The 19,699-nt window shown below is 61.0% G+C and carries 13 protein-coding genes; 2 read left to right on the plus strand and 11 right to left on the minus strand.

The annotated features are described in order from the left end of the window. Window positions 1-221: 221 nt before the first annotated feature. Entirely contained in the window at window positions 222-1,895 is a 1,674-nt protein-coding gene (locus KW839_RS04570; RefSeq protein WP_218423570.1) for a bifunctional diguanylate cyclase/phosphodiesterase, read from the plus strand. A 127-nt stretch (window positions 1,896-2,022) separates the two neighbouring features. Here KW839_RS04570 and KW839_RS04575 read toward each other — a convergent pair whose 3' ends face one another. Then, the gene (locus KW839_RS04575) at window positions 2,023-3,417 is read right to left on the minus strand and encodes a NorM family multidrug efflux MATE transporter (RefSeq protein ID WP_060542931.1); all 1,395 of its coding nucleotides are present in this window, start codon (window positions 3,415-3,417) and stop codon (window positions 2,023-2,025) included. Between the two features lie 158 nt (window positions 3,418-3,575). Here KW839_RS04575 and KW839_RS04580 point away from each other — a divergent pair, with 158 nt between their 5' ends. Further along, window positions 3,576-4,496, plus strand: a complete 921-nt coding sequence (locus tag KW839_RS04580) for a LysR substrate-binding domain-containing protein (protein ID WP_060542553.1) — start codon at window positions 3,576-3,578, stop codon at window positions 4,494-4,496. A 127-nt stretch (window positions 4,497-4,623) separates the two neighbouring features. Here the strand turns inward: KW839_RS04580 and KW839_RS04585 are convergent, their stop codons facing one another. The 10 genes from KW839_RS04585 to KW839_RS04630 are packed head-to-tail and all read right to left on the minus strand — an operon-like array spanning window position 4,624 to window position 19,696. Then, window positions 4,624-6,117 (minus strand): VWA domain-containing protein, encoded by a 1,494-nt coding sequence (locus KW839_RS04585; RefSeq protein WP_218423571.1) that lies wholly within the window; start codon window positions 6,115-6,117, stop codon window positions 4,624-4,626. 57 nt (window positions 6,118-6,174) lie between these two features. Then, on the minus strand, window positions 6,175-6,681 hold the full coding sequence (locus KW839_RS04590; RefSeq protein WP_060542551.1) for a hypothetical protein: 507 nt from the start codon (window positions 6,679-6,681) through the stop codon (window positions 6,175-6,177). A gap of 4 nt (window positions 6,682-6,685) precedes the next feature. Further along, window positions 6,686-7,417, minus strand: coding sequence for a hypothetical protein (locus tag KW839_RS04595; protein ID WP_060542550.1), 732 nt, complete (start codon window positions 7,415-7,417; stop codon window positions 6,686-6,688). 35 nt (window positions 7,418-7,452) lie between these two features. Further along, a complete protein-coding gene (locus KW839_RS04600; protein WP_218423573.1) occupies window positions 7,453-8,997 on the minus strand; it encodes an SUMF1/EgtB/PvdO family nonheme iron enzyme in 1,545 nt (514 codons plus the stop codon). Continuing rightward, entirely contained in the window at window positions 8,987-10,210 is a 1,224-nt protein-coding gene (locus tag KW839_RS04605; RefSeq protein WP_060542548.1) for an ABC transporter permease, read from the minus strand. Before KW839_RS04605 ends, KW839_RS04600 begins: the two co-directional genes overlap by 11 nt. Beyond that, window positions 10,194-10,895, minus strand: a complete 702-nt coding sequence (locus KW839_RS04610) for an ABC transporter ATP-binding protein (RefSeq protein ID WP_060542547.1) — start codon at window positions 10,893-10,895, stop codon at window positions 10,194-10,196. Before KW839_RS04610 ends, KW839_RS04605 begins: the two co-directional genes overlap by 17 nt. 10 nt (window positions 10,896-10,905) lie before the next feature. Continuing rightward, a complete protein-coding gene (locus KW839_RS04615; RefSeq protein ID WP_218423575.1) occupies window positions 10,906-12,897 on the minus strand; it encodes a vWA domain-containing protein in 1,992 nt (663 codons plus the stop codon). Further along, window positions 12,897-13,919: a hypothetical protein gene (locus KW839_RS04620; protein WP_218423577.1), complete on the minus strand. Its 1,023-nt coding sequence runs from the start codon at window positions 13,917-13,919 to the stop codon at window positions 12,897-12,899. The genes KW839_RS04615 and KW839_RS04620 overlap by 1 nt, the downstream gene beginning before the upstream one ends. 3 nt (window positions 13,920-13,922) lie before the next feature. Next, the gene (locus KW839_RS04625) at window positions 13,923-16,634 is read right to left on the minus strand and encodes a putative virulence factor (RefSeq protein ID WP_218423580.1); all 2,712 of its coding nucleotides are present in this window, start codon (window positions 16,632-16,634) and stop codon (window positions 13,923-13,925) included. After that, complete coding sequence (locus KW839_RS04630) at window positions 16,631-19,696, minus strand: virulence factor SrfB (RefSeq protein ID WP_218423581.1); 3,066 nt, start codon at window positions 19,694-19,696, stop codon at window positions 16,631-16,633. Before KW839_RS04630 ends, KW839_RS04625 begins: the two co-directional genes overlap by 4 nt. Window positions 19,697-19,699 lie beyond the last annotated feature (3 nt).

Genomic DNA, 19,699 nt, shown 5'->3' on the forward strand with positions numbered 1-19,699 from the left:
GCTCAGCGAATTGTGCTGCTCTGTCCGACTTGTGACGTAGAACGCGATCTATATTTGCCGGTTTTGATACTTTCACGCAGGATGCGCAACGAAATCACGGCGAGTGTCTCGTGACTCAAAATAAAAAGACCTGACTTTTGATAACTGATGCCATTGGTCATTGGTTATGGGCGCGGCATAATGCCTGCCGCCTACATCATTGCAGAGTCTAGGGAGCTAGCTTGTCTACGCCTGTCGAACCCTTGCGTTTGCTGTTACTGGCCGAAGAGCCAGCGTGGGCAGCGTTGTTGCGCGAGTGTCTGGCTCCGATGGGGAGCTCGGCGGTGCTTATCAGCGCGCCGAGCTGGGAATCGGTCAGCAGTCTGTTCGATGACAACCGCAACGCGGTGTTATTGACCATCCCGCAACTTCAACCGGCACCAGGCCGTTGCAGTCTGCCAGTGGTATTGCTGCTCGATCACGAGCCGCCGAACCCGCCTGATGGTGTAAGTGACTGGCTGGTACGCGACCATCTGGATCCTGGCATGTTGCGCCGTTGCCTGCGCCATGTGCGTGAGCGGGGCGTGCTGGAAACCACCCTGCAACGCCTGGCCGAACAAGACCCGTTGACCGGTATCGCCAACCGTCAGGGATTCCAGACTTTGCTCACGGCGCGACTGGCGGAAAGCGACGGTCGTGGCCTGGCCCTCGGTCACCTTGACCTCGACAATTTCCGTCACGCCAACGATGCCCTCGGCCACCAGGCCGGTGATCGCCTGATCCTGCAAGTGGTCGCGCGGCTTAAAAGTCAGCTGGAGGCTGGCGATCAGCTGGCGCGGTTGGGCAGTGACGAATTCGCCCTGCTGATCGACACTCGCCGTGCTCCCCAGCGCGCCGAATGGATCGCCGAACGCATCAGCGAAGCGTTGGCCGAGCCGTATTGGGTCGACGGCGAAAGCCTGTTGATCGGCTCCAGCCTGGGCATTGCCTATGCCCGGGCCCAGGCTGGCGCGGACCCGTTGATGTGGCATGCGCACATTGCCATGCAACAGGCCAAGAGCACTCAGGGCTGCACCTTTCATATTTTCAACGAACGCATCAACCGCAATGCCCGCAGCATCGCCGACCTCGAAACCGAACTGCGCCGGGCGTTGCGCCGCGACGAGCTGGAATTGCATTACCAGCCACGGTTGAACCTCGAGGACGGGCAGATCGTCGGCCTCGAAGCGCTGGTGCGCTGGCGCCATGCCGAGCGGGGCTTGCTGCCACCGAGCGAATTCGTGCCGCTGGCCGAGCAGAGCGGCTTGATCGTACCGCTGGGTTACTGGGTTATTTCCCGTGCCCTGCGCGATATGCAGGCCTTGCGCGAGCGCGGTTTGCCGGCTTTGCACATGGCGATCAATCTGTCGTTCCGGCAATTTCAGGACAGCCAGTTGCTATCGACCCTCAGCCGCCTTATTGCCGAGCGCGGTGTGGAGGCGCAGTGGCTGGAGTTCGAACTGACCGAAACCGCGGTCATGCGCCGCAGCGATCTGGTCAAGCAGACGATGGACGCCCTCGGGCGCCTGGGTGTGCGCTTCTCCCTCGACGACTTTGGTACCGGATTCTCGTCATTCGTGCACCTCAACAGCCTGCCGATCACTTTGCTGAAGATCGACAAGAGCTTTGTCGGCGGCATGGAGCAGCGAGAAGAGAACCGCAAACTGGTGCACGCGATGATCAATCTGGCGCACAACCTCAACCTCGAGGTGGTCGCCGAAGGTGTAGAGACGCCGGAGCAGCTGGAATTGTTACGCGGCTTTGACTGTGATCAGGTGCAGGGTTATCTGATCAGCAAGCCGTTGCCGTTGGCGGAATTGGTGGAGTATCTGACATTCGGCAGCAATCAGCAGCCGGCTTTGGAGTTCGTGATTTAGTCGCCATCAAATGTGGGGATGAGCTTTGTGGCGAGGGGGCTTGCCCCCATTGGGCTGCACAGCGGCCCCAATTTTACGACTGCTGCGCAGCCGAGCTCGCCACAGTATTTGCTCCCACAAGGGCATCTTATTCGCTTCGAATGGCCTCGAAGTGCGGATGTACCGACTCCCGGCGAATCATCCGCTTCATCTTCCACTCAAACGCCAGCGTCAGGCTCACCGCCGCGAACGCAAGACCCAGCGCCAATCCCCACCAGACGCCTGTCGGCCCCCAATGCAGGTGGAACGCCATCCACCACGCCGCCGGCGCGCCGATCAGCCAGTAGCAACCCAGTCCGACCAGGAAAGTGGTCCGGGCGTCCTTGAGGCCGCGGATGCAGCCCATGGCGATGGTTTGCGTACCGTCGAACAGTTCGAACCATGCAGCCACTGCCAGCAGGCTCACAGCGAGGTTGATGACGTCGCGGAACGCCGGATCGTTCTGATCGAGAAACAGACCTACCAACTGGTTCGGCAGCAGCCAGAAAACCATGGCGAAACACAACATCGCCGCTGCACCAAAGGCGAGACCGACCCGGCCGGCCAAGCGTGCGTCGAGCAATTGCCCGGCGCCGTAATGCTGGCCGATGCGCATGGTGATCGCGTAGGAAAGCCCCGCCGGTACCATGAACGCCACCGAAACGATTTGCAGGGCTATCTGGTGCGCGCCCAATTGCGTACTGCCCATGGTGCCCATGCACAGCGCGGCGAAGGCAAACAAGCCGACCTCCACGGCATAGGTACCCCCAATCGGCAGCCCCAGGCGCCACAGTTCTTTCAGATACTGGCGGTTGAGTCGCGACAGGCCTTGACGCAGCGGGTAGGCGTCGTAAGCCGGATGCCGGCCAATGTGCAGTGCCAGCGCCACGGCCATCAGGTTGGCGACAATTGCCGTGACCAGGCCAATACCCATCAGCCCCAGTTTCGGCAAACCGAACATCCCGGTGATCAATGCATAGTTGAGCAGGAAGTTGGCCACCGTACCGGCCAGGCTGATGACCATCACCGGCGTTGCCCGGCCGATGGCGCTGGTGAACCCGCGCAGGGCCATGAAGCTCAGGTAGCCGGGCAGGGCGAACGGCAGAAAAATCAGAAACTGGCCGGCCGACTGGACGTTGCTTTCGGTCTGGCCGAACAACAGCAGCACCGGTTTCAGGTTCCATAACAGCACGCCCGCTACGAGCGCCATCAGCCAGGCCAGCCACAAGCCGGCCTGGGTCAGCCGTGCGGCGCCGGCGGTATCACCCGCACCCTGACGGATGGACACAAGCGTGCCGACCGCAGCGATGACGCCGATACAGAAAAACGCCACGAACGAGTAACTCGCTGCACCCAGGCTGCCGCCCGCGAGCGCTTCCGGGCTCAGGCGCGCCATCATCAACGTATCGGTGAGGACCATCAGCATGTGCGCCAACTGCGAGGCAATCAACGGCCCCGCCAGCCGCAGGATGGCCCGGAGTTCTATACGTGCTGGATGCTGCATGGTCATCACGCCCGATTCTCGAAGTGAACAGGAAAACGTCGATTCTCGGCGCTCTGCGGGGTTTGCACAAAGGGATAAAAAGGATGGATGGCATGAGTCAAACTCATGCTGGTAAAGTTTCTGCCAGTGCGCCGAACCCCGCTGCAGGAGCTTTCCCGATGTCCCGTCGTCTTCCTCCCTTGTATGCCCTGCGCGCATTCGAAGCCGCGGCTCGGCACAGTTCGTTTACCCGTGCGGGCGAAGAACTGTCGATTACCCAAAGTGCGGTCAGTCGGCATATTCGTACGCTCGAGGAGCATTTTGCCTGTCGGCTGTTTCATCGCAGCGGACGCAACTTGCAATTAACCGAATCGGCGCGGCTGATCCTGCCGGGCATTCGCGAAGGCTTCACCGCCCTGGAGCGGGCCTGCAATAGCTTGCGCGCCGAAGACGACATCCTGCGCATGAAAGCTCCGTCGACCCTGACTATGCGCTGGTTGTTGGCGCGGCTCAGTCGGTTTCGGCACTTGCGACCGGGGAACGAGGTGCAATTGACCAGCGCCTGGATGGACATTGATACCGTGGACTTCAACCACGAACCTTTCGACTGTGCCGTCATCCTCAGCAATGGGCATTTTCCACCGGATTGGGAGGCAACTTTCCTGTTCCCCGAAGAGCTGATCCCGGTGGGTGCGCCGAATCTTCTGAAGGACCAACCATGGGGCGTCGCGCGCCTGGCCAGTACCGAGTTGCTGCACCCGACGCCGGACCGCCGTGACTGGCGCAACTGGCTAGAGCGCATGGGCCTGACCGATCAGGTCTCGCTCAAGGGAGGGCAGGTGTTCGACACGCTGGAGCTGGGCATGATTGCAGCCGCCCGTGGCTACGGGGTGTCCATGGGCGATTTGCTGATGGTGGCAGAGGATGTCGCGCAGGGACGTCTGAGTTTGCCGTGGCCGACAGCCGTCGCCAGCGGTGAGAATTATTACCTGGTCTGGCCGAAAACCCGTCCCGGAGGTGAACGTTTGCGCCGGCTCAGCGATTTCCTCTTGGGAGAGGTACGGGCGATGGAGTTACCGGCGGTCGAGCACCTGAGCTGAATCATCGTTGGCAAGCCACGCTCCCACAGGTTAAGTGTCGTTCCGCCCTTTTTGTGAATGACACAAACCCTGTGGGAGCGTGGCTTGCCCGCGATGGGCTCACCTCAATTGCGGAGCAGTCGCCAAGCTAATTGCACTTGGTATTGCTGGAGACTTCCTTGCTCGCCTGTTTCAATTGGTTCGCCAGTTCAGCCGCATTGGTGCTGTTGTAAACCCGGCCACCGGTGTTTTCGGCGATGCAGCGTGAAGGGCCGCCAGCACCGATTTTCACTACGTTGACCCGCAGGCGCGGTTGTTCCCTGGCGATTCGACGGGATACTGCGCAAACGTCCTGCCCGCAACCGTCTTCTCCGTCGACAAACATCACGATAACCGCATCGTTATTGCGCCCGTCGACGGTACTCGCCGCGTGAGCCAGGCTGTCGGCCAGAGGTGTGCCGTCGTCGGGAGCCAGACCTCGAATCCCGTTGATCAGCCGCGGGCGGTCGCCGAACCTGAACACACCCCGGTCCGGTGTTCTTTCACAGCCGGCGAAGGTGATCAGGCGTGTATCGATTTTCGGGTCCAGCCCGTTGATCATGCCGGCCAGCGAGTCCTTGGCGACGTCCATGCGGCTGGGTTTGGCGGTGAGCCGCATGGTGCGGTCCGGGTCCAGGAGCTTGTTGAGGTCATTACCACCGAAGTACCAGTCCTCGTCGGCTTTCACTGACTTGATGTTCAAGTTCATCGAACCTGAGGTGTCGAGCACCACCACGAATTGCGGGACCTCTGCGGGCGGCGCATTTTTACGGCAGGCGAAGTTGTCCAGCGTCGGGGCCGGTGGCGGTGGCGGTGGCGGTGGAGGTGGAGGTGGCGGGGCAGCCACTACCGGTTTTGGTGGTGGAACCGGCTTGGGTTCCGGTGCCGGTTTGGGTGGCGGTACCGGCTTGGGTTCCGGTACCGGTTCTGGCGCGGGTTCAGGTACCGGAGCAGGTTTCGGTTCAGGTTCCACGACAGGCTCGGGGACCGGCTCAACCGGTTTCTCAACTGGTTTCTCAGCCGGCGTCACCACCGGCGCCGCAGGCGCGACCGGCGGAACCACGACAACCGGCTCACGGTGCAGGAACCACCAGAGCCAGAGCGCCAGAAGCAACAACAGCAGCGCGAGCAAGGCCGCTGCGATCCACCAGCCACGACGCGATGGCGGCACGATCGGCGCCACCAGAATCACCGGCGGCACGATCGGTTTGGGCGGGCGCAGGTTCCAGCGCACCACCAAAGGCTCACCGTTGAGGCTGTAGAGTTTGTCCAGCTCAGGCGCGCCGAGCAGGCTGCGCAGGTCATCCGCTTCCGTCGGTTGACCGCGTTTTTGCAGTTCGTCCGCCAGCTGTCCAAGGGACGTCTGGCGCACTTCATAGGTTTCCAGCAAACGTCGTTGCGCGTCCTCGTTGAGGTCGGCATAGGGCGTGGGTTGGCCACCCAGTTCGGTCCACCATTCCAGTACGTCACCGCTGCCCATCCTCGGGATCGCAAACAGACTGGCGACGGTCGGCGGAAAGTGTTTCTGGATAAGGGCGACTTTGGCTTGCAGCGCACTCATCCCCTCCGATGTGGCTTGCGCATCCCTGATGACCCGCTGCATGACGACGATTCCTGAAAAAGTGCAGGCATCCGTCGGGATGCCCTGCGGGGTAAAAAGTTACTCTTCGTAGCCGAGGCTGAATTGCAGCTGATTGACCTTCTTCTGCAGCGTCTTGAGCTCTTGCTGCTTGGCCGCCAGAGTTGCTGGCGTTGATTGGGTCATTGGCGCTGCTTGCGAAGCCTTGAGCTGCTTCTCGAGGTCGGCAATCTGCTTCTGCACGTGGGCTTCATTGCCACGCCGGGCCTTGAGCGAGGCCAGCAGTTGCGTCAGCGACTGATTCAGCGCGTTCTGGGATTTCTGCTGGCTGGCCAGATCGGTCTTGGTGCTGAGTTGCTGGGCCTGAATGTTCTGGTACACCTGATGGAACATTGCGTTTTGCTGGCGGGACTCGCTCAGGGCCAGTTCCTTCTGTTTGACCTGTTCGCTGTAACCGCCGGAGTAGTCGCAGTTCATCTTGGTCAGCATGCTGCTGTCGCGATTGGTTGCATCGCACTCGCCAGGCGTGGTCGCGCAACCGCTCAGGACCAGGACGGCAGTGATGATCACCAGTTGTTGTAGCGTCATGTCTTTAACCCAGAGTGATTGCGGAGCGTTGGCTGTACAGAGCGTCGACTTCCTTCTGGAGGGTGACGACTTTCTGGTTCATTTTCTGAATGTTCATGTCCACCTGCCTGATCTCGGCGCTGGTGGCTTGTGAGCGCTCGGCGTCTGCCACTTTGCTGTACTCGGTGACTTTGGTACGCATGTTGGCCAGGTCTTTACGCAGGCGCGCGATGTCCGAATCGATCCCGGCGATTTGCGCCTGAGCCTTGGAATGGTCGACTCTCTTTCTGGCGATGTCCTTTTTGATCTGGGCGATTTGCGCCTGGTCGTCATTGATCACTTGCTGAGCGGTCGCGGTACGGGCGATCACCTTTTGCGTGTCTTGTTCGACGTCGCGGTTCATCTTCGCCAAACGAGTGGTGGTGTCGGCGTATTCGGCACGACGTTGATCCAGGTAATAGTTCGCGCCCATGGCCACGCCGCACGCGGTAATACCGGCGGCGACGACGCACACGGTTTTGTTGTTGCTGTTGGACAGTGCGCAAGCGAGGATGGCGACACCGGCGCCGACGGCGCAGGCCTGGTATCCGGACTTGCTGAAGAATTCTGCGTCATTACCCTGGGTCAGGCGCGGATCGGCACCGTCGCCTTCGCCGAGCATGGAGCTGCCGGTGTTGGCACAACCGGTCATTAACAGGCTGCCGGCGACCACGAAAGCGATCTGTAGCTTGAAGCGAGTCAAAAGGCTGCGCGACATGGTGAAAACTCCTGGGTAACGGTGTTGACGCATTGTTATTGAGTGACGGTTTTGCAGCTGTTCAGCCAGGCTTGAGTATCGATTTTCTGCTTTTGCAGGAACGCCTTCTGATTGGCCCAGTGGGTGCGCAAGTAAGGTTTGAGGTCCTGCAGCTGTTTGTTGCGGCTGATGATTTCTTCCATTACCGGGACTTGCGTTTCAAGCAGTGGCTGGCCGTACAAGGTAGCTGATTCCACCAGGCTGCTGGCGTAGTAACGGCTGAGTTTGTGCAGGCGATCCTTTTGCTCGTCGAGCTTGGTTTTGCGCATGTCGCAACTGGCGTCCTTGTCCGTGCCTTCGCAATTGAGCTTGTAGTTCTTTTGCAGGAAGTCCACATATTGACCATCGTCGAGCATCTTGGTGCACAGGAACGCGCCCAGGTTGAGGCTGGCGCGAATCGCCTGGTCGCGGGTTTCTTCCTGCTGCTGGTTGCTGGCGCGCAGCTGGTTTTCCAGGGCCTGGAGCTTTTCTTTGAGCGCTTTGTCTTCGACGCCCGAGGCGAGGCTGTTCAGGGATTGCACGGTGCCTTTGTCGGCGGATTCAGCTTCTTTGCTGCCTGTACCGAGTTTCTTCCAGCTGCTTTCGATGCTGGCGACCCGTTCGCGAGAGGTGAGGGTCGGGGAGACCAGCACCAGTCGCAAGCCGGTGGTCTTGTTTTTCACCTGACCTTCGGCGTTGTAATACGGCTCTTCCTGACGCAATGCCGTACGCAGGTCGGCCTGGGCGGTCAGGTAGTTGCCGCCACGAACGACGTAGCCGCCGGCCTGACCGTGCTGGCGGTCGAGTTTATTGAGGCGAAACGGCTCGAACATCATTTCGTCGACGTTACCGAGCATGTCATGCAGGCCCAGCGGATTGGGCTTTTGCAGTCCGCTCAATTGTACTTTGCCGTTGGACGATTGCGCCCCGGCGAACCACTCGTAGGCGTTGATGCCTTCCGGCATCGGGTAGTGCGTGTCGCGGAATTCAGCGGCACTGACTTCAAGCCCGCCGCGCGCGGCGAACTCCCATTCGACTTCAGTCGGCAGGCGCAGGAACCCTTGGGCGCCGTCTTCCTTGGGCACCTTGTCAGCGGCGTTTTTGCGCAGCCACAGGTTGTACTTGTCGGCGGCATCGATGGCTTGCACCCAGCTCACCGCCGTTTGCGGCACGCGCATCTTGGTGGCGGCGGTGGGGCAGGTTGCTTCGGTCAGCGCGGCGTATTGCAACTGACTCATCTCGTACTTGGCCATCAGGTAGTAGCGGGATTTGTCGCTTTTGGCCCCGGTAAAACTGCCGGCGATAAAGGTCGGACGGGTCTGCTCGACGTAGCCGTATTCCGCGCCGTCCTGACCGATATTGATCGGATAGTCGTCGAGCGGTCCGGCGACCGGAATGAACACCTTGCGAAACACCATCGAGCCTTCGCAAGGCATCGGCAGCACGACGTCGCCAGTCTCGGGCATGGGGTTGTAATACTTCTCTTCCCAGCCTGCCGCCGAGGCGTCGAGCACGTAGCCGAGGGTCAGGGGTAACAGCAAGCCAAAACGTTTATAGCTCACGCAGACTCTCCGCAGGTTGGATGTTGATCGCTCGCAGGGCGCCAATCATGGCCACCAATGCAGCGACCAAAAAGGTCAGGAGCAGGGCGGCCAGGCCATGCCAAACAGTGATGTGGCAAACGAAGGTACCGGTGGCGCGACTGCTGCCGAGCAAGTAGTCGAACAAATGACTGCCCACGGCATAAAACCCCAGTCCGCCAACGTAGCCGGCAAAGCTCAGCACCAGCGCTTGCAGGACCACGAAACCACCGACGGCGCTGCGCTTGAAACCCAGCAGGCGCAGGACCGCCAGGCTTTTGCGTTTACGGTCGATGTTGGCCAGGAACGCACCGACCATCGACGCCACGCAACCGATCAGCGCTGCCATGGCGATCACGCCGAAAATCAGCCCCAGCACATGGTTGATGGCTTTGACGTTATCGATGTCAGCCAGCCGGCTGGACGTTTCGATGTGTTGTTCGTTGAGCCAGTGTTCCAGCGGTGCGACCTGATCGATGTCGCGCGCATAGACGCGGGCGCGGGCATACAGTGGTTGTAGATTACCCTGAGGCTTGCCGGTGGTCACACCGAACCCGATGACCTGATAACCGTCGCGAAAGCGTTCCAGATCCAGCAGCAGCGGCGGGGCGACAAACCCGGCCGCGCGACCGAAGCGGGCAGCGTCGAGCACGGCCAGTACCGTCAGCGTCATCTCGCCGCGTTCATTGACCCCATCCAGGCGACGCAAGGCGCGCAGCTGCACGCTGTCGCCGGCCTTGGCCTGCAAGCGTTGTGCTGCACTGGCGCTGAGGATCACTTGATTGCCGACGGGGTTAAGTGACGCCAGGTTCAGTAGTGGGTCGCCCGGCTCGGTGGCGATGATTTCCGCACCTTCGACAAACCGCTGCATGCCGATCAGCAGGTCAGCCTGGGTATTGAGCGAGCGGGTCTGGCCAAGGGCAAAACCGGTCTCGGGTCGCTGGCGCAAACGCTCGATCCAGGCCGTGTCGTAGTTGCCGTTGCTGAGCATCTTCACTTCAAGATTGCGCGGGTCGCGCAGCAGTTCGTCCTGCAACTGGCTGACCACCCCGTGTTTGAGCCCGAACAGCAGCAACAAAGGCGCAATCACCGCCACCAGGGAGGCGGCGATGCACAGCGAGACCTTGCGGTCGTGCCAGAGGTCTTGCAGCGCCAGTGAGCCCAGAAGGTGCAAGCGATCAGTCCATCGGTTCAAACAAAGTCTCTCCCTGGCGGCTGATAGCGCCGAGTCGCGGCAAGCCGAAAGCCTTCAGCAAGGCCCAGTCATGGGACACAACGAGTGCGCTCAAACCCATGCTCGACACCAGGCTAAGGAGCAACTCGAACAAACGCCGGGCGCTGTGAGGGTCGAGCGCGGCGGTCGGCTCGTCGGCCAACAGCAGCAGTGGTTCATGGGCAATCGCGCGAACGCAGGCCACGCGCTGGCGTTCGCCGATCGACAAGGCCTGAGGTTGTTTATCCAGCAACCCTTGCAGGCGCAACACGTCAACGGCGTGGTCGATGTGTTCGCTCTTCGCCGACATCCCGAGCAAACGTCGCGGCAGGCTGATGTTGTCGCGCACACTCAGGAACGGCAGCAAGCCGCCGCTCTGCAAAATGAAGCCCAAGTGCCGTGAACGTACCGCTGCGAGCGCCGGTTGGTCGTCAGTCGCCAGCAGGTGCGCGATATCCTGAGCGGGCGTCGGGCCCAGCCGAAAGCGCTCGAGTTCCACCGGCGCGAGCAACAGGCCGATGGCTTCGAGCAATGTGCTTTTGCCGCTGCCGCTCTCGCCGGTGATGGCGAGGATTTCTCCGGCACCGACCTGCAAATGCGGCAGGCGTACGTGATGGGCCAGCGCGCCTTCACCACGGCGCACCAGCAGGTTCTTGATATCGAGCATCAGCGTCTCGTTAAGGCATCATTTCGAGTGGCACGGGGTACACGTTGTCCCGCGCATCGCTGTCCTTGGCTAAAGCCACCCAACGGTCGACATCGGCGTTGTAACGCTGGTAATGCCGCAGTTTGGTGTTCAGCGTGCGGATGAATTTCTCTTGCGCCAGACCGTCCCAGCTCTTCCAGGTCTCTTCATCCAGGTTCAGCACTTCACTCTGATAGGGCAGGTCTTCGAGGTATTCACCGAGCACGCCCATGTCCGCCAGTTTGGCGTTGCTGTTCTGTTTGAGCTGATTGGGATCGGCGCCCATGGTCGCCGCCACTGTGCGCAGGCGATCGAACATTTCCGTGGGTGAAATCAGGCCTTCGTTGGCGGCATCGAGGATTTTTTTCATCACGTCGCTCAAATCGCTGAGCTGCGACTTGGTCAGCAGCACCCGCACATCGGTGGTCGGGATGTTCTGCTTGATCAGGTCGCGGTCTGTGATCCAAGCCTTGAACACTGGCGGGGCTTTGCTGTTGGTCTTCTCGCCGAGATAGGCGAGCTGCATGGCGTGGCCGATCAGCGCCGCGTCTTCGAGCATTTTCTTCTCGGCCGGGTCCTGCTTGGCGTTCGCCGCGCTGCCGATGGCGTCTTCGCCCATGTAGGCGGCTTTCACTTGTGTCGTGATCGCCCCGGCCAGAGCGTCAACCTTGCGCCCGAATTCCTGCACATCGCCCGCATTCACCGGGTAGTACAGCGAGGTATTGGTGCCCGGGTAAGTCGACAGGTTCCTGTATTGCGCTTCAGCCTTGGCGTGGTCCTTGGCTCCGGCCGGGGTTTTCAGGTGCAGGGTGTAAATCGCCACACCCGGGTTGGAAGCTTCGATACGCACCTGCGCGGCGCTCAAGCCGGTCTTCGACAGTTTGTCGTCGCCTTCGATGGCGCCAGCGTCGGTGATCAGCACCACGTAGCGCGCGCCGAATTGGCTCCAGTCGACCTTTTCGATGCTTTCCATGACGCCGGCAAACGAGTCTTCATCGAAGCTGCTGCTCGACACGGTAGCCTGTTTGAGGTCGGCGATCTTGGCGAAAAAGTCGGCGCTGTCTTTCACCTTGGTAGGGTCGGCGTACATCTTGGTGGTGTATTCCAGCCCCGGCACCGCCTGGGTGTTGGAGCGGAAAGCTACCATGCCGAACTTGACCTGCTTGCCGAGATTCTGCGCTTCGATCTTCTGGTAAACCTTGCGGATCGCCTCGCGGGTGCGGTCGATGTAGGGATCCATCGAAATCGTCGAGTCGATGACAAATACCACGGCCGCACTGAATTCCTTCAACTGGTTGGCCTTATTGTCTTCGGCTTCCTTGCCACCGGCCGCGCTGGTTGCAGCACCGCCCTTGGCGTTCTTGTCATCCAGCTTGCTGACGGAGGCGACGTTGAGCAGGCGCGTGCGGAAACCGCTTTCGGTCATGACTTCTTCGCCACTGAGCACCGGCAGCAGGTAGAACTGCTTTTGCAGGTCGACGAAGTATTCCGGTTCTTCAGCCAGTACGCCTGGTGCCTGTTGGCCCTTTTTCAACGCGGCCCGCAACGGAGCGACTTTGCTGACCGGGTCCGGTGCATCAAGAATGCCTTCGACGGTGGCGCGGTCCTTGAAGAACAGCAGCCGGTCGCGGTTGGCCGGGTTGGTGAAGGCCAGCGTCAGTTGCATCTTCCAGTCGGTGGTACAGCTGGCGGGCAGCCAGCCAATGGTTTTGCCGTAGCTGTCAGGGCCGACTTTCAGCCACTCGGCGTTGTTCGCCTGGGCGCGCTCGTACACATAAAAGCGGCTGAAGACTGGTTGTGGGTCGCCTGCCGCCCCGCCCGCCGTCGGGCTGATTTTGCAGCCTGGAGTGGTCAGCACGCGTTGGAACAGGGTCTTTTTACCGGCCTGGATCAGCGGTTTGTCTTCGGCCTGGGACAGCGGGCTGATGCACAGCGCGAGCAAGGCGGCAGCGCTCAACAGGAATCGACTCAGGGGTGAACGCATCACTTCTGCAACTCCTCGAAGCGCTGCTTGGCTTCGGCGTTGTTCGGGTCCTGGGTGAGGATGGTTTCATACCAGTAGGCGGCGGTGGCGTTGTCCGCAGCCGGGAAGCACTCGCTGGCCTTCAGGTATTTTGGGTCGTATTCGCGGGCATAGGCGTTGGCGATCAACGTGTCACCGGCCTGGGCACGGTTGGCGTACAGGCGCTGGGCGACGCCGCAGTGCTTGCCAGCCTTGGCCTGGTTGATGATCTCCAGCAACTTGGCGCTGTCGGGTGCTGCCTTGATGCAGGTTTGGACGAAGGTCAGTTCGGGCAGGCTGTTCATGCTGTCGAGGGTGCACGCCTGGGCATCGGCGCCGGCGGGTGCGGCGGCAGTGGCTGCAACGGCAGGGGCCGGGGTGCGTTTGTAGAACCAGAATCCGGCGCCCGCTGCCAGCAGCAGCACCACAATCAACAGGCCGATCAGGCCTTTGTTGCTTTTCTTCGCCGGTGGGGGAGGCGGTGTGTAGTCGGTCTCGGTGAGCACCGACTCCAACTCCAAGTCAGGCTCGGCGGTGGACAAGACCAGTTCAGGCATGTCCGGGATTTCCGGGATGTCCTGCGCCGGTACGCTCGGCGCTGTCAGTTCAGCCCCGCCATAGGTCGAGCGCGTCTGGCCGCCGGCCATTGACGGCAGCACGCCAATGCCTGGGCGAACCACGCCTTTGTCGGCATGACCATGGTTCTGTTCACGCAGTTCGATCTGGAATTGCGCGTTGGCGCCGCCTTCCAGCAGCGGGTCGACCACATTCGGGCCGATCTGCGTTTCCAGGGCTTCGCCGTTGGCCGTGAGGTTGAAACGCGAGACCTTGAACCAGAATGGATTGTTGCTCCAGGCCTTATGGTCCTGGAGGTAAAAACCGTCCTGGTTACGCTGAAGGGAAAACTCCAGCTGTTCCTCGCCACCCTGCCATTTCTTCACAGTGAGGCGGGCCTGGCCAGGCAGATTGGGCTCTAACGCGAGCAGGTCGACACGAATGGGCATTGCTTATCTCGCTGCGAAGGCTGTGAGCACTTGGCCCAGCCGTTCGTTCTGTTCAGGGGTGATTTCACGTCCGGCACCATGGCCGGCATTGTCCTGCGTGATGTAGGCCAGGCCCGAGAGCCAGTCGCCCAGATACCGCTGTGCCTGATTCGCCGGTTGCGCCGGCAGCACGGGGACTTGTCCCGGGCCAATGTCGGTGTAGAACGAAAACAACGGCGCCTTGGCTCCGGCGCGGCTGTTTGGACGCTCGCTCACCGGCTTCTGGAGGTAGCCGAACCAAGACACGAAATCGCGCAGCACACGTTGCACTTCCAGTACCTGGCGCTCAACCAGTTGATCGCGTCGCGCGCCACTTTGTGCGCGCTTGAGGACGGCGCGGCTCAGTTGCCCCGGCAAGTCCTGGCGATAGCCGGCGGTGATCAACTCATCGACCACCGCCTCCAGCAAGGCTTTTTCCAGCCCCAGCAGGTTGAGCAGGCTTTGCCGGGTGGTTAGTTCACGCAGGTGTGCGATCCAGGCCTTGAAGGCCGCTTTGGCAAAACGGTGCTCGTTGCTTTGCAACTCGGGTGCCGGGGCACCGGTTTTGCTGCTGACCGGTGCTTCGTGGCTGAGGTCGTCACTGAAATCGAAATCGAAACCGGCGTCGTTGCCATACAGGCTCTGGCTCGGTGTCGGGGCGATCGGCTCGTCTTTCGCGGCCGGCCCGTCATCGGTTTCGTACACGCCGCTGAGGTACAGGTCGCGCACCTCTTCGCTCGGTATGTCGAGTTGATCGATCAACTCACCGAGCACCGCCGGACGACGACCCAGGCCTGTCAGAATCATTTGCGCCTTGGCTTTCTTGGCGGCTGCGGCGCTGTCGTCGTCAGCGTGGTACCAGGTGCTCAGGCCGTGAGTGGTCAGGCCTTCGAGGCATTCGCTCAATTGCTCGCGGATGCGCTGCAATTTGAATTCGATATTGGCCACGCCTTTGAAACTGCCGCTGAAGTGGCTAATGCCACCGTCATCGTTGCGCAGCATTTCTGCCCAGGCGTTGGCCGGGTTCTTGATGTGTTTGCACACCAGGGCGTTGCTGGCAAAGCTGGAACCCAGCGCGTCGACACGTTCCTGATAGATGGCATTGAGGCCGGTTTCCGCACCGGACGCGTCTTGCCCGATGAACGCCGCATCCATACGCGGTTTGCGCACCAGATAGGTGTTCTGGAACGGTGTGCCGGCCCAGTCGTTCATCCAGCTCAGGCTGCCGAAGCGCTCCAGCATGGTCAGCTTGACCATGCCGTTCCAGCTCTCGTCGTACTGATCGGGTGTCAGGCTCAGGGAGTTGGTAATGCGCAGGTCGAGCATGGTCAACGCCCAGATCAGGCCGGTGTCGCGCTTGCTGCGCTCGGCCGAGTCGGCGCCCTGGGTTTTTTCGATCCAGCGGGTCAGCACCGGGCCCACGTCGTTGACGTCGCTTTGCTTGGTCGTGCCTGTGCAAACCACCAGTGCGTTCATTTCCTGGTTGTCGGTGTAGCGTTCGAACAGATAGGCGACCTTGCCGCGCAGGATCAGTTGGGAAACCGAGTTGTCCTTGGCGGTGGACTGCGGGTCGCTGGAATCGGCGATCTCATGCAGTTTCTGGCGTCCGCGATAACCGGGGAAGTCCAGCAAGTCGACCTGATTGACGATGTCATCCACCGGCGCTTCGATCAGGGGGAAGGTCATTTCGGCGGTCAGTGCCGCCAGCTGCGCGACGGGAATCGCCTGACTGTTTTGCAGTCGTTCGCCTACCAGCGGTCGAACATCGATCGGCAAGTCCAGCGGGCTGCCGAAACGTTCGAGGATGTCGACGTTCATGATGCTATCGCGCTGGCTGTAGGTGTCGTTGTCGAAGCTCACCAATGCCTTCAGCGGTGCGAACACCGTCTCGGGCAGGCCCAGCTTGTGCAGCGCGCCGGCCAGTTGCTGGTACACGCCGGTCAACTCGCGTTGCTCACCCCAGAGAATCGAAAACAGCTCGGCCCGCTCCTGGAAATTCAGGCGTGGCGCCAGTTGCAACGCTTTGGGCCAGTACAGGTGCTCCAGCTTTTTCACCGAGTTGCGGAAGTTGTCGCGCAGGTAATCCCACAGCGACACCAGATCGTCGGTGTTGACGCCCGTTTGCAGCGGCCCGGTTTCGCGGCCTTCGAACGGTTTGAGTGCGCGCTGGATGCGCTCTTCGTCGATCTCGTAGGAAATTCGTTCAAGGTCGAAATCCTTGAACCATGCGTTGGCGAGAATCTTCGCCAGCTCGATTTCCTTGAACAGCGTGAGTTCTACCGGGAAGTCCTTGTCCTGACTTTCCCTCGCCCGACGGCTGAATCGCGTCACCAGGCCGGTGGCTTCCTTGCCACCACCCACCGGGTTGATGTGTTTGATGAAGTCCAGACGATGGTCGCCGAACTCGGTTTCCAGTTTGCCGTTCTGACCGGCGGCGAGGGCCGATATCAGGTAAGACTTGCCGGCCTGGGACAAGCCGAAAAAGCCAATGGTCATCGGCGTGCAGGCCACGCGACCGAGGCTTTGAGCCAGGTTGCGGGCGCGGTGCAGGCGGATGTTCAGGTTGTCGGCTTCGCTGTCCAGGCGCGGCGCATTCCCGCGCGTCTGGCCAATCCAGTCCAGCGCCTGACCGGCGCCTTCATAAACAGCGGCCCAACTGGCAGAGAGCTGAGTTTGATCGGGGGTCAGGTCGTTCATTTGCGTTTCACACTTCCACTGTCGAGCCAGTACTTGGTCTCGCTCAGGCCGGCGTCGAGCATGGTATTGAGTTCCAGCTCGAGGTCGCTGCGCGGGTTGAAGTTGACGTTGTTGCTGTTGGATTCGATGTCGCGAACCGAGAGGCGGTCGCTGACCAGATCCTGCTTGCGCGTGTACTTGTCCGCCGGTTTGACCTCGAACCGCACCTTGAGCAGCGGCGCGCTGCCGTTTTCACCGATGGCGCGGGAAAACTTCTCCCGACCGGCCTTGGTGAACCGCAAGGTGTACAGCGGCGAGGCGGCCCAGCGGTCGGTGGCCAACTGGCGGAATCCGAGGCGCAGATCGCCGCGCATTTCCAGCTGTGGCGTGTCGGCGGCGTCGCCCACGCCAATTTCCGGCAGCTTGATTTTGTAGTCTTCGGACTGGATGTCGCGGTACAGCACGTCCGCATCCTTGATCACGTTGTTCAGGTCGATGACGCCGATGTGCTTGACCGTCGAATACGGCTTGAGTGCCGAAGCACGGAAGTAGAAGTTCGGCACGCTGTGGTTGGCGCACAACAGGCAGAGCATGGCGCCGACCGAGGCGGTGCTTTTCGGGTCGTCGATCCGGCCGTTCTTGTGAAACGGATACCAGCCGCCGGTGCGGTAGTTTTGCAGCGCCAGAATGCGCCCCGGTGGCAGCGGCAACACCTTGCGAATGAACGCCTGGATGCCGGGCAGGCGCGAAGGGCGGCCGGTCAGCAGCAAGACATCGCAGGGGTACTGCGCGGCCACCTCACACAGCGCACCAAGGATCTTGGTGATGTTGATCTGGTCGTTGAGGAAGGCGGCGTGGAGTTTTTGCAGGTCGAAGCTGATCGGTGCGGCATACAGGTCAAAACCACTCTGACCGCCGACATCGCGGCGCACAGCGGCATTGACGTAGTCGAGCACGCTCTTGCTGATCGCGTTGTCACCGAGCAATTGGCGGTAGCTTTGCGGGGTGACTTCTTGCGGCACCTGCGGATCGTAATGCTCGTACGCCTTGAGCAGCGCCAGACCCAGCGGGGCGAACACCTGGAGATTCAATTGTTGGCGCAGGATCATGTCCTGGGCGCTGACCGATTCGTCGCCGCACAGCCGTGACATCAGCGAATCCGGGGCTTTTACGCCTGCGTTCTGCAAGGCCTTTTCGAAACTCGGCAGGACGAAGTCCTGAATCACATCCAGCAGGATGTCGTCGCCGGCCACTTTGAAGCCATCGCGAAAGCGCTGCTCGGGCACGATGTGCACATTGCTGCCGCTGCCGGTATTACTCGCGCGGTCGAGGCGATAGTCGGTGATCACAAGGTCCGTGGTGCCGCCGCCGATGTCGATGGTCGCGAGGGTGATGCGTTGGCGGTCGGTCTTGTCTGGTCGGGCGATGGTGTCAAAAAACTCTTCCGGGTGACCGGCGAAATTCTCGTTGACCTCGGTGTACAGGTACACCAACTGGCCGCAGGAGGCTTCGTCCCATTCCACGCGAATGCTCGGGATCGGCGTGCGCGGGCTGACGGCCTGATCCTGGTGTGGATCTTCCTCACCGGCATGCCAGCCGAGGCTTTTCCACACCAGGCCGATGGCTTGCAGCATGCGTTCGTTGAGGATGCTGCGCTCGGCCTGTGGCATGCCCGGCGGCACGGTCAAGGTGATGCTGTTGAGCTGGCGCGGCACGCGGGTGTGCCCCTGGCGCGAGCGCTGGGCCGGGCTGTTGATTTGCGACAGCGCCTGGGCCAACACTTCGGCGAGCATGAAGGTCATCAGCGAACTGCGCGAATAACGCGGCATGAACACCGGCAGACGATCGTCCTCTTCGAGGCTGTACAGCGCCTCGCCGGTTTCGTTGATCAGGTGCGAGAACGGCGCGGCGGTGGCGTACGGCTCGCTGTCGGTCTTGATGTACGAGCAGTTGAAACGCCAGCCGTGGCCATAGGCGTTTTCGTCCCACAGATAGCGTTTCGGGCTGGACAGGCCGGTGGAGCCTTCGGTACCGCGGCGACGGCTGGCCAGACGGCTGGCCTCATTGCCGACACGGGCAATCGTTGCCCATTGGAACGCGTCGTGACGGCCGCTCTTGACCGAGCAGTGGTCCTTGCCGAAGTACGCCTGGGCGAACTCCACGCGGCTTTCGAAGGGCAGATTGTAGGTGTGTTCGGGAGTGATCAGGTCGCGCAGTTCCAGCACGTAGTTCTGCTTCAGCCCGGAGCCGGCCTGACCGTGGTTTTCGATCAGGATGCCGCAGGTGCGCGAGTTGCCGACGTCCAGCACCAGGTCCACCGGAATCGGTTTGACCAGGCCATTGCTGTCGTTGGCGACCACCTTCAGTTCGGGGATTTCAACTTTCGCCCGGGCCGTCGACTGCTGGGCGGCTGACGGCGTGCTCAACAGGCTGAGCAAGTTAAGGTAGTGCGCCAGGTGATAGCTGGCGCGGATATCGGTGTCCAACTCCGCGCGCGAACGGTGGGCATTGCCCTCGTTGAACACTTCCAGCAGCCACTCGTTGACCCACGGCTGTGCCAGGAACCAGCGGGTTTCGCTGGCTTTTGTCGCCAGTTTGAAAGACACACCGGAGCTGATGTCTTCTTCATTTGGCGCCAGGTAAGCGGTGCCGTCACGCTTGGGCATCACACGGCTGTCGAAGGCCATCGTCAGGCGGTGGGTGTTACCGTCGATGTCGGGTGTCGCCAGTTTCACCAGACGCATGCGCGACCAGTTGGTCGGACCTTCATCGAAGCGATGGGGCGGCATGAAGCGGAAAAACGGGGTCGGTAGCCAGATACCGTCGAGCAATTCGAGGCTGCTTTTCATGTCGAGGCTGAACGCAGGTTTGGCTTTTTCGACCTTTTCCGGTTCGGGCTCGTAGAAAAAGAAGTCTTTCTCTTCGTTGTATGCCAAGCGGCAGATCAGCCCGCTGATCATCGGTGCGAACTCGCCCGCCGGCTCCTTGCGGGGATCCAGGCGCAGGGCGAAATCCATGAACTGGATGCCGGTGTCGCTGACCAGCGTGACGGTGTCTTCGAATTGAGTGACTTCAGGCAACATGTC

This window comes from Pseudomonas sp. PDM31 (assembly GCF_019218965.1).
Lineage (GTDB): Bacteria > Pseudomonadota > Gammaproteobacteria > Pseudomonadales > Pseudomonadaceae > Aquipseudomonas.